The 21,075-nt window shown below is 35.3% G+C and carries 21 protein-coding genes; 6 read left to right on the top strand and 15 right to left on the bottom strand.

Annotated elements, in window-relative coordinates; translation table 11 throughout:
* The first annotated feature begins 75 nt into the window (after positions 1–75).
* On the top strand, positions 76–774 hold the full coding sequence (locus ABID46_RS04265; RefSeq protein ID WP_354507411.1) for a hypothetical protein: 699 nt from the start codon (positions 76–78) through the stop codon (positions 772–774).
* A 168-nt stretch (positions 775–942) separates the two neighbouring features.
* Here ABID46_RS04265 and ABID46_RS04260 read toward each other — a convergent pair whose 3' ends face one another.
* From ABID46_RS04260 to ABID46_RS04245, 4 genes are all read right to left on the bottom strand, one after another.
* Positions 943–1,134, bottom strand: a complete 192-nt coding sequence (locus ABID46_RS04260; protein ID WP_354507409.1) for a cold-shock protein — start codon at positions 1,132–1,134, stop codon at positions 943–945.
* Between the two features lie 21 nt (positions 1,135–1,155).
* On the bottom strand, positions 1,156–1,596 hold the full coding sequence (locus ABID46_RS04255) for a cold-shock protein (RefSeq protein ID WP_354507407.1): 441 nt from the start codon (positions 1,594–1,596) through the stop codon (positions 1,156–1,158).
* A gap of 337 nt (positions 1,597–1,933) precedes the next feature.
* Positions 1,934–2,560: a leucyl/phenylalanyl-tRNA--protein transferase gene (aat, locus tag ABID46_RS04250; protein WP_354507405.1), complete on the bottom strand. Its 627-nt coding sequence runs from the start codon at positions 2,558–2,560 to the stop codon at positions 1,934–1,936.
* A gap of 87 nt (positions 2,561–2,647) precedes the next feature.
* On the bottom strand, positions 2,648–2,839 hold the full coding sequence (locus ABID46_RS04245) for a CsbD family protein (RefSeq protein WP_354507403.1): 192 nt from the start codon (positions 2,837–2,839) through the stop codon (positions 2,648–2,650).
* Between the two features lie 193 nt (positions 2,840–3,032).
* Between ABID46_RS04245 and ABID46_RS04240 the strand changes: the two genes are divergently transcribed.
* Positions 3,033–3,854: a flavin reductase family protein gene (locus ABID46_RS04240; RefSeq protein WP_435529320.1), complete on the top strand. Its 822-nt coding sequence runs from the start codon at positions 3,033–3,035 to the stop codon at positions 3,852–3,854.
* Between the two features lie 62 nt (positions 3,855–3,916).
* Here ABID46_RS04240 and ABID46_RS04235 read toward each other — a convergent pair whose 3' ends face one another.
* The 9 genes from ABID46_RS04235 to ABID46_RS04195 form a co-directional block, all read right to left on the bottom strand.
* The gene (locus ABID46_RS04235) at positions 3,917–4,261 is read right to left on the bottom strand and encodes a phage holin family protein (protein WP_354507399.1); all 345 of its coding nucleotides are present in this window, start codon (positions 4,259–4,261) and stop codon (positions 3,917–3,919) included.
* A gap of 12 nt (positions 4,262–4,273) precedes the next feature.
* On the bottom strand, positions 4,274–4,831 hold the full coding sequence (locus ABID46_RS04230; RefSeq protein WP_354507397.1) for a GNAT family N-acetyltransferase: 558 nt from the start codon (positions 4,829–4,831) through the stop codon (positions 4,274–4,276).
* Positions 4,828–5,298 (bottom strand): SRPBCC family protein, encoded by a 471-nt coding sequence (locus ABID46_RS04225; RefSeq protein WP_354507395.1) that lies wholly within the window; start codon positions 5,296–5,298, stop codon positions 4,828–4,830. The genes ABID46_RS04230 and ABID46_RS04225 overlap by 4 nt, the downstream gene beginning before the upstream one ends.
* Positions 5,299–5,386: 88 nt before the next feature.
* On the bottom strand, positions 5,387–6,922 hold the full coding sequence (locus ABID46_RS04220) for a glycine--tRNA ligase (protein ID WP_354507393.1): 1,536 nt from the start codon (positions 6,920–6,922) through the stop codon (positions 5,387–5,389).
* Between the two features lie 109 nt (positions 6,923–7,031).
* Positions 7,032–8,354 (bottom strand): ABC transporter permease, encoded by a 1,323-nt coding sequence (locus ABID46_RS04215; RefSeq protein WP_354507391.1) that lies wholly within the window; start codon positions 8,352–8,354, stop codon positions 7,032–7,034.
* Positions 8,355–8,364: 10 nt separating this feature from the next.
* Positions 8,365–9,303, bottom strand: coding sequence for an ABC transporter ATP-binding protein (locus ABID46_RS04210; RefSeq protein WP_354507389.1), 939 nt, complete (start codon positions 9,301–9,303; stop codon positions 8,365–8,367).
* 168 nt (positions 9,304–9,471) lie between these two features.
* Positions 9,472–9,795, bottom strand: a complete 324-nt coding sequence (locus tag ABID46_RS04205; protein WP_354507387.1) for a hypothetical protein — start codon at positions 9,793–9,795, stop codon at positions 9,472–9,474.
* Positions 9,779–10,138 (bottom strand): phage holin family protein, encoded by a 360-nt coding sequence (locus tag ABID46_RS04200; RefSeq protein ID WP_354507385.1) that lies wholly within the window; start codon positions 10,136–10,138, stop codon positions 9,779–9,781. Before ABID46_RS04200 ends, ABID46_RS04205 begins: the two co-directional genes overlap by 17 nt.
* 38 nt (positions 10,139–10,176) lie before the next feature.
* The gene (locus ABID46_RS04195) at positions 10,177–10,491 is read right to left on the bottom strand and encodes a YtxH domain-containing protein (RefSeq protein WP_354507383.1); all 315 of its coding nucleotides are present in this window, start codon (positions 10,489–10,491) and stop codon (positions 10,177–10,179) included.
* 106 nt (positions 10,492–10,597) lie between these two features.
* Here ABID46_RS04195 and ABID46_RS04190 point away from each other — a divergent pair, with 106 nt between their 5' ends.
* The 3 genes from ABID46_RS04190 to ABID46_RS04180 all read left to right on the top strand — a co-directional run bounded on the left by ABID46_RS04190 (position 10,598) and on the right by ABID46_RS04180 (position 14,587).
* The gene (locus ABID46_RS04190; protein WP_354507381.1) at positions 10,598–11,797 is read left to right on the top strand and encodes a pyridoxal phosphate-dependent aminotransferase; all 1,200 of its coding nucleotides are present in this window, start codon (positions 10,598–10,600) and stop codon (positions 11,795–11,797) included.
* A 16-nt stretch (positions 11,798–11,813) separates the two neighbouring features.
* Entirely contained in the window at positions 11,814–12,830 is a 1,017-nt protein-coding gene (murB, locus tag ABID46_RS04185; protein WP_354507379.1) for a UDP-N-acetylmuramate dehydrogenase, read from the top strand.
* Between the two features lie 167 nt (positions 12,831–12,997).
* On the top strand, positions 12,998–14,587 hold the full coding sequence (locus ABID46_RS04180; protein WP_354507377.1) for a class I SAM-dependent methyltransferase: 1,590 nt from the start codon (positions 12,998–13,000) through the stop codon (positions 14,585–14,587).
* A 3-nt stretch (positions 14,588–14,590) separates the two neighbouring features.
* Here the strand turns inward: ABID46_RS04180 and ABID46_RS04175 are convergent, their stop codons facing one another.
* On the bottom strand, positions 14,591–15,289 hold the full coding sequence (locus ABID46_RS04175) for an RsmE family RNA methyltransferase (protein WP_354507374.1): 699 nt from the start codon (positions 15,287–15,289) through the stop codon (positions 14,591–14,593).
* Positions 15,289–16,308 carry a tRNA (adenosine(37)-N6)-threonylcarbamoyltransferase complex transferase subunit TsaD gene (gene tsaD / locus ABID46_RS04170; protein WP_354507372.1) on the bottom strand — a complete coding sequence of 340 codons (1,020 nt, stop codon included), beginning with the start codon at positions 16,306–16,308 and terminating at the stop codon, positions 15,289–15,291. Before tsaD ends, ABID46_RS04175 begins: the two co-directional genes overlap by 1 nt.
* A 58-nt stretch (positions 16,309–16,366) precedes the next feature.
* Between tsaD and ABID46_RS04165 the strand changes: the two genes are divergently transcribed.
* Positions 16,367–20,953, top strand: a complete 4,587-nt coding sequence (locus ABID46_RS04165; RefSeq protein WP_354507370.1) for a translocation/assembly module TamB domain-containing protein — start codon at positions 16,367–16,369, stop codon at positions 20,951–20,953.
* Positions 20,954–21,075: the final 122 nt, after the last annotated feature.

The following is a 21,075-nucleotide window of genomic DNA, read 5'->3' as shown; positions in this document are numbered from 1 at the left end:
GCAATTCATTGAAAAATGAGTTGCTTTTTTTTTGTATCTTGAATGTTTTAATCTCATTTTCAATAACAATAATTCATGAAATCCAATTGCCTATTTTTTCTAACCGTTATCTTTTTGATTTCATGTAATCCGAAAGTTGAATTAAAGCTTAATTTAGAAAAGGATTTTACAACCACTACTACTTATGATATCATTGTAAAGGGTAGGACTGAACATAGTCAGTACAAAATTTATGTAGACCATTTGGTGGAATCGGTTCTTCCCAATAATTCGTATCAGGTCTCATCGGTTATCAGTCGAATTATTTATAAAAGTAAGTCTGATAATATTTATTTTGATTCCAATAAACCCGAAGATTTAGAATTGCAGCATCCGTTGCTGCATGAGCAAAAATCACTATTGAATAGAAAGTTTACGTATGAACTAACATCTTATGGGGAAATTGTGAACCCTGAACAGGGTATGAAACAAACCTATTCTATATTGCCCTTTGAATTTTCTCCCAAACCCATAAGAATGGGTTCAAAATGGTATCATTCAAAAGATCCCTTGAAGAATTCTAGAAAAAATTGGTTTTCGGTCAATGCCAAAAATGAAAAAACGGTAAAAATTGAAGCTTCTCAATCGGCATCCATGAATGCTGCAATGAGTTTGTTGGGTGGAGAGCAAGCTACAGGATTTTATTATTTAGATCCAGAAACGAATTTGGTAAAAGAAGGTGAACTTCGTCTCAAACATGAAGTTTTTGGTGATATGGTTATTTATATTAATTGATGTCAACAAAAGCCTTTAATTTTGTCGGATGAAAAGAATTGCAAACGATTTATTGATCATTCTATGTTTTCCATTTATTTTGGTTTACGAAATTTATTGCACAGTTGTGAAGTATAGAAAATAAAAAAGCCCCTTTAAAAGGAGCTCTCATTTCTTAAAGAAAGAAGATTATGCTCTTGAAACATTCACAGCAGTCAATCCTTTTCTTCCGTTTTCAACCTCATATGTTACTTGATCGTTTTCAGAAACTTTATCACGAAGTCCAGTTACATGGACAAATACATCGTTTCCTCCTTCTTCTGGAGTGATGAATCCAAATCCTTTTGATTCGTTGAAAAATTTGATGGTTCCTTTTTGCATTGCATTAAAATTTGATTGTTATTATATTTTTTTAAGTTGGGTTGCATTATCACCTCTCGGTGTTTTCTTAATTTCAAATTGAACTTTGTCTTTCAATTTGATGGGTTCTAAAAATTCATTCATGTGAAAAAAGATGTTGTTTTTGGTTTTATCATCTGTAATAAATCCATATCCTTTGTCACTAAAATAGGTCACAACTCCCGTTGGAGAAACAGCTTCTGCTGCATCATCTTCAATGGGTGCTGCACCCAATTGTATATCATCTAAATTGATGTCTTCTTTTTTACTTTGATCAGGCGGAGTAGACGTAATTCTTCCAAATTCATCAACATACGCAAACATACTTTCTAAACTTTTGCCTTTGTTGTTTTGGGTTTTACGTTCTTCTCGTTTCAATGCCTTTTCTTTCTTTTTATCGGCACGCTTTTTTAAATTTTCTTTTTTTGAAAAAGAATCACTCATAGGGTATTTAATTTATTTTTTTTGGGAATTTTTTCCAGAAATTAATACAGGAGAGAATTGAATTGATTCAATTTTTCTTAATGAAATTAACCTGTTTTTGGAAAGTATTGTTTGAATGGTTGAATACCAATTTAATGGTTGGAAGGTAAAGGCTTGGGGAATTTTTTTGTTCATGTAAATTATTCTATGTTTTTGGTATTTAAAGCAACCATAAAAGCATAAAACAATTTGTGATTTCGATAAATGTGAAACAAAGGTACTCCAAATTATTTAGAACTCAATGATTTATTTACATATTATGTTTTTTAGTCTCGTTTTTTCCCTAGCACGATAGAACTTATAAATACTGAATAAATTCTTCTGATGGAATTTCGATTGCGCCTAAACTTGCGAGATGATCGGTGTATACCTGACAATCGATCAATTCATATCGATCTTTGTTTTTCAAAACGAATTGGATAAATCCTGCTTTGGAAGCATTCGCAACTTTTGCAAACATACTTTCTCCACAAAACATCCGTTTTCCTTCAACTCCATAAAATCCACCTACCAATTCACCATTTTGCCAAACTTCGATACTTTTGGCTAGACCTAATTCATGCAGTTTTACATAGGCCTCAATCATTTCGTCTGTAATCCAACTTCCTTTTTGTCCAGGTCGATGAATCTGTCTGCAATTTTGCATGACTTCTTCAAAGGCTTGATTTTCGGTGAACTGAAATTCTTCCTGACGGAAAACTTTTCGCATCGATTTCGATACATATAAATCTTCAGGAAATAATACAAATCTCGGATTGGGAAACCACCATAAAATCGGTTCATTTTCATTGAACCAAGGAAAGATTCCCAATTTGTAAGCAAGTTGAAGTCGCTCAACCGATAAATCACCGCCATAAGCAATAATTCCCGAATGGCTGGTTTGGGAATAGTCAGGGAAAGTCAATTCGTCCGTTAGTGGTTTCATACGTCAATTCGACTTCAAAAATACTATAAAAAAATTCCTTTCTCTTGTACAAAGAAAGGAATTCCGAACGATAATTAAAATAAATGATTAGTCGCGCCAATCTTTAATTTCTTTTTCAATCTCTTCGCGGGTTTTTCCAGATTTCTCTTGGATTTTTCCTACTACTTCATCAAATTTACCTTCCAAGAATGTTTCATCATCGTTGAACCATTCACCATATTTTTGTTTGAATGAACCTTTTACTTGATTCCACTTTCCTTCTAATTCTAACTTGTTCATACTAATTGATTTTTAGGGTTAATATTCATATTATAAAACCTGCAAGGATTAATCCATAAATTCTTAAATAATCCCAAATAAGGTTAATGTTTTCTTAGATTTTCAAATTGAAGTGAACCAAATCTTGTTCTACATCAATTCTTATTCCTAGAGGTTTGCGTATCTTTGGCCTTCAAAATTGAGAGAAATGAGCATAAAATCAATCGATACATCCTTGGTAACCCCAGCAGAATCCATCCAATATTTACAAAATGCCGTTGCACCAAGACCTATTGCTTTGGTCAGTACGGTAGATAGAGAAGGAAATGTGAATTTAAGTCCATTTAGTTTTTACAATGTATTTAGTTCCAATCCTCCTGTGTTGGTGTTTTCTCCATCAAGAAGAGTGCGCGATACAACGGTAAAACATACCTTGGAAAATATTGAACAGGTAAGAGAATGTGTGATCAATACCGTATCCTATGATATTGTGCATCAAAGTTCTCTTTCCAGCACGGAATACGGAAAAGGAATCAATGAATTTCAGAAAGCAGGACTAACTGAAATTCCTTCTTTGAAGATTCAGCCTCCACGAGTGAAAGAATCCAAAGTTTCATTTGAATGTAAAGTAACCGATTTGATTCATCTTGGCGATGGAGGAGGAGCGGGAACTTTAGTTGTTTGTGAAGTTTTGATGATCCATGTTGACGAATCCGTTTTGAATGAAAGAGGTTTGATCGATACGAGAAAAATTGATTTGGTGGGTCGTATGGGCGAATCTTGGTATACGCATTCCAATGGTGATTCTCTATTTGAAATCCCGAAACCATTGGCTACAAAAGGAATTGGAGTAGATGCTTTGCCAAATGAAATTAAATTAAGTGAAATTTTCTCAGGAAATGATTTGGCGATGTTGGCCAATGTGGAAACTCTACCAGAGGGAACGTATCAAAATGATGAAACCAAACATTTGCATGCAAAAGATCTTTTAAAAGAAAGCGATGTAGAAGGTGCTTGGAGAATATTGACGAATTAAATTCAGACAACCATAAAAAGAAACCCCGAAGTTAACTTCGGGGTTTATTCTTTTATATCCTATTAGTTCTCACTTCGATCCAATTGAAAGATAGATTGAGCAAAACTCAATAACAAACTAAACAATAAAGCCCACCAGAAATTTTCTACATGAAAGGTGTTTTCCAAAAGCCAACTTGCCAATAAAATAATACAGGCATTGATGACGAGTAAAAAGATCCCTAAAGTGACAATTGTTGCGGGCAAAGTGAAGAAAACCAAAATCGGTTTGACAAATAAGTTTAGCAAAGCCAAAACCAATGCTACCCCCAATGCACCCAAAAATCCTGAAACAGATACGCCAGGCAAAATGTACGACAACCCCATAACTATGGCTGCAGTAATTAGAAAATTGAATATTGTTTTCATATTTGTAAAATTCTAGGGCAATTTATGAAAATCATTTCGAGATAATTCAAACCAATAACAGTTTTTGAATTTTTTTCCTTCAAACTCCCAATCAAAATTTCCAGTATGATGAAATCCTAATTTCTTCAGAACATGTTGCGAGTTTAGATTTTCAGGATCGGTGATGGCGTAAATGGTATCAATACCCAAATTTTCAAATCCCCAATCCAAAACAGCTTTGCTCGATTCGGTTGCCAATCCTTTTCCCCAATGTTTTTGTTTGAATCGATAGCCATGTTCGTAAATCTGAGCATGACCATTTAGGGGTTCTTTGTAGAATTTCAATCCGCACCAACCCAACATTTCTCCTGAATTTTTGTCTACAACAGCCCAACGACCTACACCATTGTCTTTGTATTGTTGGGAAATGAATTTTAGAGCTTCTCTAATTTCATCCTTGGATTGAACTGGAGATTGCGAAATATAGGTATGAACTTCTGGATCGGAGTCCATTTCAAACCAATCATCAATGTGTTCTTCTGACAAAGGTTTTATTAGTAAACGTTCGGTTTCAAGTTGTGGTGTTTTCATAGTATGGTTTTATGCAAATCTGATTCTGCGTATTCTTTTATCATTTGATTTCTTTCTTCAAGAAATTTTGTCAGATAACTGGTTAAGATTAATTTTTCAACCCATTTTCCCAAAATTCCAAATGGTGCTTCGTAGGTAAATTCATCAGTCATAAGAACACCATCTTCAAGTTTTTGAAAATAATGATCATGGTAAATTCTTTTGAAGATTCCTTTTTGTTGTTCATCTCGAAAATGAAAAGGTCTTTCAAATGCGGTAATTTTGGACGTCAATCTTTGTCTAACGCCAAAATGAGTGGCTTCCCAAGTGACAAATTCATTCAACTCAATCAAACCTTTCATTTTACCGTCCACAGCTTTTTCATGGGTCTTGGCAGTTGAGATCGAATGTAAATCTATGCTTCGTGCCAAATTGAAACAAATTTCAATATCAGCGTGAATGATAGTTTTTAGTTTGATTTTTGGCATATGTTGGATTTATAGAATAAAAAAACTTTGACAAAATCACCTCTAAAAGGAAATCTTGTCAAAGTTAGTTTTTGTATTGATAAGCGAATTAAATTTTCGCCAATAAATGTTTCATGTTCACAGCTTTGTCAATGATTTCAGAAAGTTTTTCTGCTGGAATTCTTTCTTGTTGCATTGTATCTCTATGACGCAAAGTTACTGTTCCGTCCGTTAAAGACTCATGGTCAATGGTGATACAGAAAGGCGTTCCTAGTGCATCCATTCTTCTATAACGTTTTCCGATCGAATCCTTTTCTTCGTACATCACATTATAATCCAATCGCAATTCGTTGTAAATTTTTTCTGCAAATTCTGGCAAGCCATCTTTTTTCACCAAAGGTAAAACAGCTGCTTTGAAAGGAGCTAAAGCAGGAGGAAGGCTTAAAACAGTACGTTCTGAACCATCTTCCAATTGTTCGTCTTTCAATGAATTAGAGAAAATCGCCAAGAACAAACGATCCAAACCAACCGAAGTTTCCACTACATATGGAACATAATGTTGGTTCAATTCATTGTCGAAATATTGTAATTTTTTGCTTGAATATTCTTCGTGTGCCTTTAAATCGAAATCGGTTCTGGAGTGAATTCCTTCCAATTCTTTGAATCCAAATGGAAATTTAAATTCGATATCAGCAGCAGCATTCGCATAATGCGCCAATTTTTCATGGTCATGGAAACGGTAGTTTTCGGTACCCAATCCAAGCGCTTGATGCCATTTCAAACGAGTTTCTTTCCATTTTTCATACCATTCCAATTCGGTTCTTGGTTGTACGAAAAATTGCATTTCCATCTGTTCAAATTCGCGCATACGGAAGATGAATTGTCTCGCAACAATCTCGTTTCGGAAAGCCTTACCAATTTGAGCAATTCCAAATGGAATTTTCATTCGTCCTGTTTTTTGAACGTTTAAGAAGTTGACAAAAATACCTTGAGCTGTTTCTGGACGAAGGAATAAATCCATTGCAGTTTCAGCCGTGGCGCCCAATTTCGTTCCAAACATCAGGTTAAACTGACGAACTTCTGTCCAGTTTTTAGATCCAGTTACTGGATCAGCAATTTCCAATTCTTCAATCAATGCTTTGACATCGGCTAAATTTTCGGTTTCCAAGGATTTCGCCATACGACTTAAAATCGTATCGATTTTTTGTTGGTATTCAACTACACGTCCATTGGTTGCCAAAAATTGTTCTTTGTCAAATGCATCTCCAAAACGTTTGGCTGCTTTTTCGACTTCTTTGTCAATTTTTGCTTCGATTTTCGCGCAATAATCTTCGATTAAAACATCTGCACGGTATCTTTTTTTAGAATCTTTGTTGTCAATCAACGGATCGTTGAAGGCGTCAACGTGGCCAGAAGCTTTCCAAATGGTTGGATGCATGAAAATCGCAGAATCAATTCCGACGATGTTTTCATTCAATTGAACCATTGCTTTCCACCAATATTGTTTGATGTTATTTTTCAGTTCGGCTCCATTTTGTCCGTAGTCGTAAACGGCTGAAAGACCATCGTAAATTTCACTGGATTGAAAAATGAATCCGTACTCTTTTGCGTGGGAAATAATCTTCTTGAAAATATCTTCTGACATAGCTCTAAATTAGAACTGCGAAATTAAGAAATTCATTTGCCATTTTGCACTAAAAATGTTGATTTTTAAATTAGATTTCCCTTCATTTCTAATTTAAAATTTTTAATATTTAATTTGAGTATCGCATCCACTTCCACATTTCTTTGAACGAAGGTTTTTTTCCGTACATTAAAATTCCCACTCGGTAAACTTTGGAAGCAAAATACACCATCATTAACATCGTTCCAATCAATAATCCCAACGAAAGGGCAATTTCCCACCATTCTACTCCAAATGGAATACGCGTAACCATGGAAATGGGTGATGTAAATGGAATCATGGATAACCAAAAAGCAACAGGTCCATCTGGATTGTCCAAGGTTGTCATGCTACCGTACATCGCAATCATCAACGGGAATATTGGATAAAAAGTAAATTGTTGGGTATCTGTATCGTTCTCAACTGCCGAACCAATTGCAGCAAAAATGGAACTATAAAACAAATAACCAATGAAGAAATACAATAGAAATAAAAAAATAATAACAGGGAAATTCATATCAGAAAATCCGTCCACAATGGTTTGAGATTTTTCCAACCATTCAGGTTGTTGCTGCATCAAGATTTCTGTTTGAGGGGTTTGAACGTTTTTAAATTCGTCCATTTTGGAACCCAAAAATGCAGTTGCTCCAACAAAACAAGCGATTCCCATGATAATCCAAATGGTAAATTGAGTCAAAGCTACGAAGGTTGTCCCCAATATTTTTCCCATCATCAAATTAAAGGGTTTTACCGACGAAATGATAATTTCCACTACACGATTGTTTTTCTCCTCCACAATGCTGCGCATCACTTTTACGCCATAAATCATGATAAACATAAAGATGATGTAGGACAAAGCCATCGCAAAACCGAATTTTACATATTCGCTACGATTTTCTTTTCCGCCTTTTAAGTCAAAAGATTTAATGGAGATATTGGATTTCAATTGTCCCATTTTCTCATGCGAGATGCCTTCTTTTTCTAATTTTAATTCTTCAATTCGGGTATTGATTTTGTCTTCCAATTGAGAAGTATAATTGTTCCCAATATTGCCATTGGTAGTCAATTCAATTTTTTTGTCTAAGGAATTGAAATCATTTCCTTCTAATTTTGGAATGACCAAAATTCCATCCAAATATTTGCTTCCCAAAAGCGTGTCTTTGATTCCTTGAATGTCTTTGGCCGGATAAAAATTGTAGATATTGTTTTCATTGGAAACCAATGCTGTGATAAATTCTTTGCTTTCGTCCACCACCGCAATTGTTTTTTGATCGGAATTGGCTGACATCATCCAAGCAATGATGGCGAAAATTCCCACCATAAACAAAGGTGTCAAAACAGTCATGATCAAAAACGTCTTATTTTTTACTTGAGTGAAAAATTCGCGTTGTGCAACTAATAGGATTTGTTTCATGATGTTCGAATTATTTGGAAGAATTTGTAGGTTGTGATTGGCTAACGGCTTTTAAGAAAACTTCGTTCATCGAAGGAATGGCTTCTTTGAAAACCGAAACTTGACCAAGTTGTGAAATTTGATGAAGCAATTCATTGGGTTGCAAATGATCTGGTTTTTCTATGCTAAACTTCACTAAATTGGTTTTGTTCGGATGAATTTCAACCGAATAATTGGATTGAAATTGATTCCAATTCATTTCAGAATCCAACTGAATTTCTGCCAAAAATTTTCCCGATTTAAACTGATGACGAACTTGATTAATTTCGCCATCCAATACTTTGTTAGAATGGTTAATTAAAGCAATATGATCACACATTTCTTCTACCGATTCCATACGGTGTGTCGAAAAAATGATGGTGGTTCCTTTGTCGCGAAGTTCCATGATTTCATTGGCAATGATTTGCGCATTGACTGGATCAAATCCACTGAAAGGTTCATCAAATATTAACAATTCGGGATCATGAAGAACTGTTATGACGAATTGAACTTTTTGTCCCATTCCTTTGGAAAGTTCTGTCAGTTTTTTGTTCCACCATTCATCTATGCCTAATTTTTCAAACCAATATTTCGTTTTTTTGTGTGCATCTACATTGGATAAACCTTTCAATTTAGCAAAATACAAAGCTTGTTCACCAATTTTCATGTTGTTGTACAATCCACGTTCTTCGGGCATATAACCAACCAAAGGAATGATGGATTTGTCCAATGGTTTCCCAGAAATCGTAACTGTTCCTTGATCGGGAGCAGTAATCTGATTGATGATTCGTAAAAAGGTTGTTTTTCCTGCGCCATTTGGTCCCAAAAGTCCATAAATTGAACCCTCAGGAATTTTGATGTCAAAATTATTTAACGCAATTTTTTTTCCGTATTGTTTGGTAAGTCCTTGGGCAACCAACAAATCTGACATAGACAATGTTTTTATGAATTAGTGGTATTCTGAACTGCAAATGTTACAAAATTCAATGAGATAATCTTCATGTATTACCATACAAGTTTGAATTGAAAATCTTTAGCAAAAAAAAAATCATCCATAAATAGGATGATTTTGAATTGTATAAATGTTCAGAATGAATTCTTATAATTTCTTATCGATTAATTCTTGAAGTTTTTTTGCGATGATAGGGGCTGCAATTACAATACCTATTGAAATAATGGACTTTGCTGTAGAGCCCAATTGAAATCTGTTCTGAGCTTGATTGGAAAGAAAATTCAGTGCCGTATGAACACCACTTCCAACGGGTGTTGATTGTGCAGAGGCATTGTTTTCAACTTTTGAAAATAATTTATTGACAGTAGAATAAAGAAATCCTTCTTGGGCTTCTTTATCTTGCCGAGCCATTTTAATTTTTAATTCTCTTTTGGCAGCTCGTAACTCTTGTAAATTATTGATGTGTTTCATCTTCTTCGTTTTCGTCATCATCTGAATTGTCAATGGCATCCATAGCCGCTTCAATAACGGTATCTGTAACTTTGGTCATGATTTTCTTTCTAAAGGCAAATAAGATTCCAAGAAGAAGTACATAGAATCCCATCACAGTTAGAAAACCATATCCAAGGTTGTCAAATAAAGTTCCAAATAAAAATCCTGCGGCTAAACTACCTAAGAATAAAACCATCATGATCAGCATTCCTACAAGAACACCAAACACTCCAGCCGAAATCATATTGCTGACAGAATCAACAATTTCAAGTTTAGCGTAGGCAATTCGATTATTAATATATTGTTTTAAATCATCGAACATAGTAAGGGGTTTTGAACAAAGATAAAAAAAGGGGTTAATTAAACCCCTACATTTTCTTGAAATTCATCTTTTGCTTTTTTAGCAGAATCCTTTACATCATTTGCAGTACTTTGCAATTTTGACTTTACTTCCGCTAAACGAGCTTCGATATCTTTTTTTGCTTTTTTAGCTTGTTCACTGAAATCATTGGAATATTTATCCAAATCTTTTTTCAATTTATCAGCTTCTTTTCTCAATTGTTTGCGAGTTTCCTCTCCAGATTGAGGAGCTAATAATAAACCAGCTGCTGCGCCTGCTGCTGCACCGATTAATAATCCGGCTAATAATTTAAATGCGCCACTTTCCTTTGCCATAGTTTTTGATTTTAGATTATAATTGATTTTTAATTTCTCTTAAAGATAAGGCAAAAACAATACCAAAAATTTTATCTTTACATCCATTTAATGAAAAAATTAACAAATGCCGCAATTATCTGTTAAAGGCAACTTAATGCCTTCGTCTCCTATAAGAAAATTAGTTCCTTATGCTGATAAAGCCAAACAAAGAGGAACCAAAGTATATCATTTAAATATTGGTCAACCCGATATTGCTTCTCCGGTTCCAGCATTGGATGCTTACCATCATTTACCATTTGATGTGATTGCCTATACGCATTCCGAAGGAACGCCAGAATACCGCAAAGCTTTGTCAGATTATTATAAAGGTAGAGGATATGAAGTTGAGCCAGAACATTTTATTGTGACCAATGGAGGTTCGGAAGCCTTGTTGTTCACTTTTGGAGTCATTGCCAATCCTGGTGATGAAATCATCATTCCTGAGCCATTCTATGCCAATTACAATAGTTTTGCCGTTCAAAGCGAAGTAAAAATTGTTCCGATTCAATCTTCTATCGATACGAATTTTGGATTGCCTCCTATCGAATCATTTGAAGAAAAAATTACGGATAAAACCAAAGCGATTCTAATTTGTCATCCAGGAAATCCTACAGGTTATTTGTATTCCAAAGAAGAATTAGAGAAATTGAAGGATTTGGTAATTAAATATGATTTGTATTTGATTTCTGATGAAGTGTATGCCGAATATTTATACGGTGGAGAAAAGCACGAATCGGTTTTAGGATTTGACGAATTAAAAGATAATGTCATCGTAATTGATTCTGAATCCAAACGTTTCAGTATGTGTGGATCAAGATTGGGTGCGATGATTACACGAAACAAAGAAGTTTTGTCAAGAGCTTTGAAATTTGCTCAAGCAAGATTAAGTCCCGTTTTGACAAGTCAATACGCAGCAACTGCAGCACACCAAAATGTTGGGGCTTATTTTGATGATTGTCGTGCGGAATATGTAAGTCGTCGTGATTTGTTGGTTTCCAAATTAAACGAAATTCCAGGTGTAATTTGCCCAAATCCAAAAGGTGCATTTTATTGTATGGTGGAATTGCCAGTAGAAGATGCTGAGGATTTTGCGATTTGGTTGTTGAATGATTTCAATTTAGAAGGTGAAACCGTAATGGTTGCGCCAGGAAACGGATTTTATAGCAATCCTGAAACCGTGAAAAATCAAGTTCGTTTGGCTTATGTTCTAAAGAAGGAAGATTTGGAACGTTCGGTTGAAATCTTGAAAGCCGCTTTGAAAAAATATCCGGGAACGATTCATTAATTGATAATTAAATATTTTGGAAATTCAAAAGAGAATATCCTTACGGCCTTATAATACCTTCGGAATTGACGTTTTTTCTGAGTATTTCGTAGAAGTTTCCTCGTTGGAAGAACTTAAAGAAGCCATTCAATACGGAAAAGAGCAAAATTTGTCCATCTTATTTCTCAATGGTGGTAGCAATATTTTGTTCACAAAAGATTGGAATGGATTGGTTGTGAAAATCAATTTAAAAGGAATTGAAATTGTTCGCGAAACCGAAGATTTCGTTTGGGTAAAGGTTCAAGCGGGAGAAAATTGGCACGAATTCGTTCAATTTACCTTGGCGAAAAACTATGGCGGATTGCAAAATCTTTCGCTAATCCCTGGGAATGCGGGAACTGCACCTATGCAAAATATTGGTGCCTATGGAGTCGAGATCAAAGATTTGATGACCGAACTTACTGCAATGGAAATTTCAACTGGAAATTTGCGCGTATTTTCCAATGCTGATTGTCAATTTGGGTACCGTGAATCTGTTTTCAAAAACGAATTGAAAAATCAATTTGTTTTGTTAGATGTAACGTTTCAACTAAGCAAACGAAATCATGTTTTGCACACAGAATATGGGGCAATTCAATCGGAATTGGCGAATATGGGTTGTGAAAAACCAACGATTCAAGATGTGAGCCGAGCGGTCATTCAAATTAGACAAAGCAAATTGCCCGATCCCAATGAAATTGGAAATTCGGGAAGTTTTTTCAAGAATCCTGTGATTTCGGCTCAAAAATTCGAAGAAATTAAAAAAAACTATCCAAACATTTCAGGATATTCGAGCGGTGATTCTGTAAAAGTAGCTGCTGGTTGGTTGATTGAAAATGCAGGTTGGAAAGGGAAACAATTCGGCGATGCAGGAGTTCACGAAAAACAAGCTTTGGTTTTGGTGAATTATGGAAATGCAACCGGAAAAGAAATTTATGATTTGTCCCAATCCATCATCGATTCCATTCAGTTTCAATACGGAATAACCTTGGAAAGAGAAGTGAACATTATCTAAACTTTTAGAGAAAAATACAAGAAAAGCATAAAGAGAAATTTTTATGCTTTTTTTATTTTGTTGATAAATCATTCGTATCGAGTATCTTCGATAGAAATTTAAAATTAAATCTTTTAGTCTATAAAATTGATAGACTATTTGTGTTATTTTTGGCAATTATTTGAAGTATGGACAAAAAGCAATTACGATCTTCTATTTTTAGACATTTAGATGGATTGGTCACAGCGCCCGTGATGAATCAACTCGTGAAATCTGGAATTTATGCCAAAATTCTAGAACAAAAAACGGTCGATTTAGGAGAATTGAATGCAGAATTTAAAGCCAATGAAGGTTACTTAAATGTTGCTCTACGCGTCTTGGCTTCACAAGGATTATTGAAATATGAATTGAACAATTCGACCAATCAAATTCAACTTTCTACGACTGAAAAATCGGAATTGGTTTTGCCTTATATCTCTTATTATTCCGATATGGCAGAACTTTTGTCGGATGATGAATTATTTAATTCGAAAACAATTTCCGACGAATTTGGTTCAAAATGGAGTAAATCTTTTCAAGTGTATCGAAATTTTTTGTTGGAAGATTTCGATGAAAATTCATTTGATTTTCAGGTTCAAAAACATATTGAAGGCGCATTTGTTGGCCCAATAATTGTGAAATTGGGAATGAGCGGAATGTTTCATAAATATTTTATGGAAGCTTCTTTCAGTGCTGATGAATTCCATAAAAATCCGGGCTGTTTTAGTCAAATTTTAGATGCTTTGGTCGATTTAGGTTGGTTTACCAAACGATTTTCGAATTATCAATTCACTGAAAAGGGATTGTTTTTTGCGCGTCGAGCTTCGGCTTATGGCGTAACGGTTTCCTATTTGCCCATGTTTGCCAAACTTCAAAAACTCTTATTTGGCAAAGCCAATGAATTGCGTGAAATCGAATTGGGCGAAGACGAAATTCACGTAGACCGCGAAATGAACGTTTGGGGTAGTGGAGGAGCGCATTCCACTTATTTCAAAGTGCTGGACGAATTCATCATCGATATTTTCAATCGACCTTTGTCTGAACAACCCAAAGGGATTTTGGATATGGGTTGCGGAAACGGCGCACTATTACAACATCTTTACGAAGTAATTGATCGCCAAACTTTGCGTGGTAAGCATTTGGATGAACATCCATTGTTTTTAGTCGGTGCGGATTATAACAAAGCAGCTTTAAAAGTGACGAGAGCCAATTTGATCAAAAATGACATTTGGGCGAAAGTCATTTGGGGTGATATTGGCGATCCAAAACGATTGGCAGATGATTTGAAAAATGATTACGAAATCGAATTGGGAGATTTATTGAACATCCGAACTTTTCTCGACCATAATCGAATTTGGGAAGATGTCGAAGAGTTGAATTCCAATCGAATTAGTACGTCAACTGGTGCTTTTGCCTTTAGAGGGAAACGTTTGTCCAATCAAGATGTGGAAGAAAATCTATTGTTGCATTTGAAAAAATGGACACCTTATGTGGAGAAATTCGGCTTGTTGTTGATTGAATTGCATACACTTTCTCCGGATTTGACGGCTAAAAATCTTGGATTAACTGCTGCAACTGCTTATGATGCGACACACGGATTTTCCGATCAATACATTGTGGAAGTTGATGTGTTTCATCGAATTTGTGTTGAATCTGGTTTGCAACCCGATCAGAATTTATTCAAAAAATTCCCCGATTCCGAATTGGCAACGGTGAGTATTAATTTGTTGAAGAAATAAATTTTAATTCGCCCAATCCAATCCAAAAACAGCATTTAAGGCAGCGGTTTCGGTTCGGAATCTTTGATGACCCAAGGAAATTCCTTGGAAACCGTTCTCTTCTGCTAACTTGATTTCATCCAAGGAAAAATCACCTTCAGGTCCAATTAGAATCAGATAATTTTCGTTGGGTTGAAGAATTTCTTTGAAGTTTTTTCGCTCGAAATCTTCTTCGCAATGCGCAATCAATTTGGTTTCGGAAAAATCTTGTGCGACAAAATCGGTGAATTTGGTTAAATCATTCAATTTGGGGACATAAGCTTTCAAAGATTGTTTCACGGCCGCATTGACAATTTTTTGGCATCTTTCGAGATTGATGTTTTTTCGTTCCGAATGAAAGGATTTTAAAAAGGTTATTTCATCAATTCCAATTTCAGTCGCTTTTTCCAAAAAATATTCGATTCGATCTATATTTTTAGTCGGAGCGATGGCGATATGTAAAAAATAAGGTCGTTGCTCGAAATTTTCTTGAATTTCACTTAATTCCAGCTGAATACTTTTGTTGTGGATTTCGGTTACGACACCTTTCGCAAGAGTACCTTTTCCATCGGTAAGATAGATTTCTTGACCTAATTTCCCACGTAAAACGCGCGAAAAATGTTGGGTTTCTTCCGCTTCCAATTCTCCGAATTGTCCGTTGATGTTACCGATGAATAATTGCATTAGATCTTGTATTTAGAAACCGATTGAGCAGAAACATCGGTAAATTCATTCTTTTCAAATTTCAACTGTCCAGCAATGGCAATCATCGCCGCATTGTCGGTTGTGTATTCAAATTTTGGAATGTAAACTTTCCAATTGGCTTTGGTTTCCATTTCCAACAAACGATTTCTGATTTCAGAATTAGCCGAAACTCCACCTGCAATTGCAACTTGTTTTATTCCTGTTTTTTCTACGGCTTTTTCTAGTTTATCCATCAAAATGTCAATGATGGTTTTTTGAATAGAAGCACATAAATCATATAAATTTTCTTGAATGAAATTCGAATTTTTCTGAGTTTCTTTTTGAATGAAATATAGGATTGCGGTTTTTAATCCAGAGAAACTAAAATTCAATTCGTCCACTTTGGGTTTCGAGAATTTGAACTTTTCAGGATTTCCTTCTTTGGCCAATTTATCGATAATCGGTCCAGACGGATAATCCAATCCTAGAATTTTTCCAGCTTTGTCAAAAGCTTCTCCGGCTGCATCGTCAATCGTTTCACCCAAAAGTTCCATTTCAAAATAATTGGAAATTTTCACGATTTGCGTATGTCCACCGCTAACCGTTAAACACAAAAAAGGAAATTCAGGTGATGATTCATTTGCATCTTCAATAAAATGCGCCAATATATGGCCTTGCATATGGTTGACTTCAATCAAAGGAACATTTAAGGACATGCTCAAGGATTTCGCAAAACTACTTCCAACCAACAAAGAACCCATCAATCCTGGTCCACGCGTAAAGGCGATTCCAGCAATTTGATTTGGAGAAATTCCAGCTTGTTTCAAAGCTTCATTAACGACTGGAACAATATTTTGTTGATGCGCTCTTGAAGCCAATTCGGGTACCACACCGCCATAGCTTTGGTGTACTTTTTGATTGGCAATCACATTGGAAAGAATTCGATGGTTTTGAATAACTGCTGCTGCGGTATCGTCGCAAGAAGATTCAATTCCTAAAATTATCGGAAAATCCGTCATTTTAAGTTTATTATTAATTAATTACACTTAATTTTGTGCAAATATCGGAATATTTAGTTTGAAAACGGCGAGAAGAATAGGTAGAATCATATTGATACCCGCAATTGCGGTGCTTTTTCTATTGCTAACGGTGATGATAGCCGTTCAAATTCCATCGATTCAAACCAAAATTGCGCATTATGCAGTCAAAGAACTCAATGATTCTTTTGGAACTCAAATCTTTGTGGATCGCGTGGCCATTGATTATTTTGGTGATATCAATTTATACGGTGTTTCAACCAAAGATGATCGCGGATTGGAATTTGTCAACATTCAGCGATTGGAAGCCAAATTGAGTTTAACTGGAATCATCCGAAATCCAAATCGTATTGCCATCAAGAAATTGACTCTTTTTGAACCCGATGTAAAAGTGATTACGTATAAGGGCGATGATACGAGTAACTTCATCAAATTGGTCAATAGCTTTTCTTCAGAAGAAGAAAAAGAACCTTCAGATTTTTTATTGCAAGGAAATGTGGAAATCATTTCTGGGAATTTGTTGATTCGAAATGAAAATTTAGAAGGATACAAACAAGATTGGATTCGTTCCAATAATTTGAACACCTTGATTGAAGATTTCAAATTGGAAAATAACGAAATCTGGGCAGAAATTAAACGAATGAGTTTTGATGGAGTTCGAAATGATGAATTGTATCAAATCAATAATTTCGCTGGAAAAGTTCATTATTCCGATCAAGAAATTAGAGTTGATGATTTGAAATTGGTTACAGCAGACACCGATTTAGATGGTCATTTGGTTTTTTCGTATGAGAATACAGCTGCCTTGAAAGATTTTGCCAATAAAGTCAATTGGGATGTAGAATTCAAAGAAAATTCCAAAGTCAATTTCAAGGACATTCGTTATTTCGTAGATAATTTCGATAAAAATAGTACGGTTGACGTTGTCGGAACGGTTTCTGGAACACTGAATAATTTGCAATTGAACAATTTTCAATTGTCAGGTGATGGTGCTTTCATCGCCGCAAATGAATTGTCCTTAATTGACATGACCGATGGCGAAAAAATCATCATCGATACCAAAGCCGTTAAAATCAAAACTTCTTATCAAGGACTTCAAAACTTATTGCCAACCTTTATCGGAAAGACAATTCCTGATTTCATGAACCGATTTGGAACAATGGATTATTCGGGGAATTTCAATTTAAATCCGTCTGTCATCAATGTAGACGGATATGCCATCACAGGTTTGGGAGATGCAGATATGAAGGTGAAACTTTCGGATTATCGTACTAATTTGAAATATTCAGGTTCGCTTATAGCCGATGATATTAATTTGAAACAAATCACAGAAGTTCCTGAATTGGGATTTGTGAGTGGTCGAATTAATTTTGATGGTCAAGGAACAGATGTAAAAACCATTAAAATCGATGCCGATGGGAAATTGGCTTATTTGGATTTAATGGGAAATCGTTACAACAATGTAACCTTGGATGGACGCTTGGCCAATCAACAATTCAATGGATTTTTAGGCATTCAAGATCCTCAATTGACGGCTAATTATAATGGAACTTTTGATTTTTCGAAACAACCTTATCAGTTGAAATTTACTTCAACAGTTGGACATGTTAATTTGGATTATATGGGCGTGACCAAGAATCTAAATGCAAAAGTTCGTGCGAATATTGAAGGAGATTTCAGCATCAGTAATTTGGATGATTTCCTTGGTCAAATTCATTTAAAAGATGTGTATTTTACATCCAATAAAGATACGTTGGAAATTGCGCAAGCTGATATTGTTTCGTCCAAAATGAATGGAACCCAGAATTTAGCGATTACCGTTCCAGGATATTTGAACGGTGAAATCAATGGTCAATTCAGATTGAGTCAATTGCCAGATGCCATTATGAATACAGTAGGTTCCACTACTTTAATGACGTATCAGGCTAAGCCAATTTCACCTAATCAGAATTTTAATTTCTTTTTTGAGGTCGAAAATGATTTGTTCCAAATGTTTGATCCACGGATTCAAATTGCTCCAGGAACCATTATAGACGGACAAGTTGATGCCGATACCAATACATTGATTGCAGAATTGTCATCGTCCGAAATCGGTTTTGATGGAATTTATGTGTACAATCCGTTGATTAATGTCGATACTTCCAAAGAAATTGAGCAAATTTATTTACGATCAGATAGTTTGAATGCAAAAAATGTGATGTTGTATAATGTGGATTTGCATACAACACCGATTCAAGATTCCTTGTTGATCAAAACCAATTTCCAATTGGGGAAAGAATTTCCGATGGATTTTGATTTGAATTTGTTTCACACAACTGACGATAAGAAGAATTTGGTATTTGGATTTTCACCTTCGACCATTAAGATCGATGAGAATTTATGGCATTTGAATCCAAACAATGAAAAGAATTCCAATCGTGTAATTGTCAATTTTGATACAAATTATTACGAATTGCAAAATTTATCTTTGGTTTCAGAAGATCAGAAATTATTGTTGGATGGATATTTTGCAAGCAATACAGATTATCGATTGAATGCAGATTTAGAAGAATTGGTTTTGTCCAAAATTATCCCGAAAAACTTACTAGGTAATCTCAAAATCGATGGAATCGCCAATGGAAACATAGATGTTGTAAGAACCAAAAATGAATTCAAACCCTTATTGGAAATGACCATTGATGGATTGGCTTTGAATGATTTCGCTTTAGGGAATTTAGGTGGAAATGGTGTTTATAACGTGGAAGAAAATGTATTTGATCTTGAAGTCTTTTTGGAGCAAGAGCAAGTACAAGTTTTATACATCAATGGATATATTGATAACAAACCCGAAAAACCGCATATCAATTTAACGGCAAGTTTGGATGATTTGAATTTCAAATTTGTGGAAAGTTTCTTGTCAGCTGCGATGTCCAATGTACGAGGAATGGTTTCTGGAAATATGCGTTTTGCAGGTCCAATCGACTCTCCTGAATTTGAAGGGAATTTGGATTTGGCAAATTTAGGATTTACAGTAGATTTCTTGAATGTGGATTATTCATTTGATGGAGTGAATACCGTTCCGGTTTACAAAGCAAGTGAAGGTCAGGGATCCATCACTCTAGATGAAGTGACCTTTAGAGACACAAAATTCAACACCAAAGGAGAAGTTACGGGTCAGTTACTTTTCCGTGATTTCGCTACATGGTTCCTCAACTTGTCGTTCAATACCAAAAATTTATTGGTGATGAATACGACCATGGCTCAAAATGAACAATTTTTTGGTCGTGTTTTTGGGCAAGGCGCCTTTTCTTTGTTTGGTCCACCAGAAAGATTGGATATTTCAGCTACGGCAACTATTAACGAAAATTCAGAATTCACGATCAATACAGGTGCAACGAAAGTTGAATCACAATCTTCCTTGGTTCGATTCATTCCAGAGGCTGTTGAAGAAGAGGTTGATGGTACACCAAAAGGAATGAACATTGATTTGAACATTACAGCTGGTCCGACTACTACGGTAAATTTGATATTTGATCCAGTTTCGGGAGATATGGTATCGGCAAATGGTTCTACACAGAATTTAGAATTCCATATGAACCGCGCTGGAAATATGACCATGAATGGTGTTTATACCTTGGAATATGGTAAATATGAATTGAGACAAATTCCATTGGTAAGTCGTGATTTTGATATTCAAGCAGGAAGTTTTGTTCGTTGGAATGGAGGAGATGCTTTAAATGCAGATATGCACATTTTGGCGACCTATGATCGAACAATTTCCAATGTGGGCGAATATTTAGGTGCTGGATTTAGTCAAAACTATGATGTTCGCGTCGGAATTGAAATCACAGAATCCTTAGAAGATCCGCAAATCGATTTCAAATTGGACATACCAAATGCAGGAACAGATGTTCAATCCTTGATCGATTATAAATTCAATTTAGATCCAAACGAAAAAATGATTCAAATTGGATCCATCTTATTATTAGGACAATTTATTACGCAGTCCGATGTCTTAACGGCAGGAGCAACTTCTACAGGAATGGGAATTGCATTCAAACAATTGAGTTCGATTATAGAATCTTTAGCATCAGGATTCTCTTTGGATTTTGACTATGTAACAGGTTCAAGTTTAAGTAACACATCCGACCAATTGCGAACCAAACTTCAAGTGGATTTAAGTCCACGTTGGACGTTCAATGGTGCGGTTGGATTGGCGGTTGGAGGCACAGCTGCTGCCAATCAAAATACGACGGTGGAAACCGAAGTTCAATGGGATGTTTCCAAACAAATGGATAAGTCGATGGTCGTGAATTTCTTCACGCGACCAACCAATTTTGGAGTCGAAAGTTTTGGGGGGGCGGGAAATTTCCAAAGTTTCGGAGCGGGAATTACGTATAGAACTTCCTTTGATAAATTGTCAGAAATCTTTAAAAAGGATGAAAAGTTGCCGCCCATCATGTTACGATCAACTCCATCTTCAGAGCCACCATCATTGTTTGACATGATGCCAGCAAACGATACGATTCAAGTTTTGGATGGCGAAAAAATTGAAATTCCTATGGATTCAATCGAAGGAAAAGAGGTTTCTCAGAAACCAATGCCAAAAAAGAAAGGATCTGAAAATTCCCTAATTCGTTTCAAATAAAAAAGTTTATTGCCATCAACTAGCAATAAACTCACGCAAAACAAACAAAAGTATTAAGTGCGTATTTGAAATATTCACTTTGTTCAAATTTATAATTAATCTAAATTTTAGGGCAAATATTA

Origin of the sequence: Moheibacter stercoris (assembly GCF_040545805.1) — a bacterium.
In the GTDB taxonomy this organism is placed as follows: Bacteria; Bacteroidota; Bacteroidia; order Flavobacteriales; family Weeksellaceae; genus Moheibacter; species Moheibacter stercoris.
This window is presented reverse-complemented; position numbering and strand designations above follow the sequence as displayed.

What these genes read in the sequence shown, in the direction of transcription:
- ABID46_RS04215 (WP_354507391.1), bottom strand. Translation starts at nt 8,354, where the DNA reads ATGAAACAAATCCTATTAGTTGCACAACGCGAATTTTTCACTCAAGTA.
- ABID46_RS04175 (WP_354507374.1), bottom strand. Translation starts at nt 15,289, where the DNA reads ATGCAATTATTCATCGGTAACATCAACGGACAATTCGGAGAATTGGAA.
- ABID46_RS04220 (WP_354507393.1), bottom strand. Translation starts at nt 6,922, where the DNA reads ATGTCAGAAGATATTTTCAAGAAGATTATTTCCCACGCAAAAGAGTAC.
- ABID46_RS04255 (WP_354507407.1), bottom strand. Translation starts at nt 1,596, where the DNA reads ATGAGTGATTCTTTTTCAAAAAAAGAAAATTTAAAAAAGCGTGCCGAT.
- ABID46_RS04235 (WP_354507399.1), bottom strand. Translation starts at nt 4,261, where the DNA reads ATGAAAACAATATTCAATTTTCTAATTACTGCAGCCATAGTTATGGGG.
- ABID46_RS04265 (WP_354507411.1), top strand. Translation starts at nt 76, where the DNA reads ATGAAATCCAATTGCCTATTTTTTCTAACCGTTATCTTTTTGATTTCA.
- aat (WP_354507405.1), bottom strand. Translation starts at nt 2,560, where the DNA reads ATGAAACCACTAACGGACGAATTGACTTTCCCTGACTATTCCCAAACC.
- ABID46_RS04245 (WP_354507403.1), bottom strand. Translation starts at nt 2,839, where the DNA reads ATGAACAAGTTAGAATTAGAAGGAAAGTGGAATCAAGTAAAAGGTTCA.
- ABID46_RS04200 (WP_354507385.1), bottom strand. Translation starts at nt 10,138, where the DNA reads ATGTTCGATGATTTAAAACAATATATTAATAATCGAATTGCCTACGCT.
- ABID46_RS04195 (WP_354507383.1), bottom strand. Translation starts at nt 10,491, where the DNA reads ATGGCAAAGGAAAGTGGCGCATTTAAATTATTAGCCGGATTATTAATC.
- tsaD (WP_354507372.1), bottom strand. Translation starts at nt 16,308, where the DNA reads ATGACGGATTTTCCGATAATTTTAGGAATTGAATCTTCTTGCGACGAT.
- ABID46_RS04225 (WP_354507395.1), bottom strand. Translation starts at nt 5,298, where the DNA reads ATGCCAAAAATCAAACTAAAAACTATCATTCACGCTGATATTGAAATT.
- ABID46_RS04205 (WP_354507387.1), bottom strand. Translation starts at nt 9,795, where the DNA reads ATGAAACACATCAATAATTTACAAGAGTTACGAGCTGCCAAAAGAGAA.
- ABID46_RS04180 (WP_354507377.1), top strand. Translation starts at nt 12,998, where the DNA reads ATGGACAAAAAGCAATTACGATCTTCTATTTTTAGACATTTAGATGGA.
- ABID46_RS04260 (WP_354507409.1), bottom strand. Translation starts at nt 1,134, where the DNA reads ATGCAAAAAGGAACCATCAAATTTTTCAACGAATCAAAAGGATTTGGA.
- ABID46_RS04190 (WP_354507381.1), top strand. Translation starts at nt 10,598, where the DNA reads ATGCCGCAATTATCTGTTAAAGGCAACTTAATGCCTTCGTCTCCTATA.
- ABID46_RS04230 (WP_354507397.1), bottom strand. Translation starts at nt 4,831, where the DNA reads ATGAAAACACCACAACTTGAAACCGAACGTTTACTAATAAAACCTTTG.
- ABID46_RS04210 (WP_354507389.1), bottom strand. Translation starts at nt 9,303, where the DNA reads ATGTCAGATTTGTTGGTTGCCCAAGGACTTACCAAACAATACGGAAAA.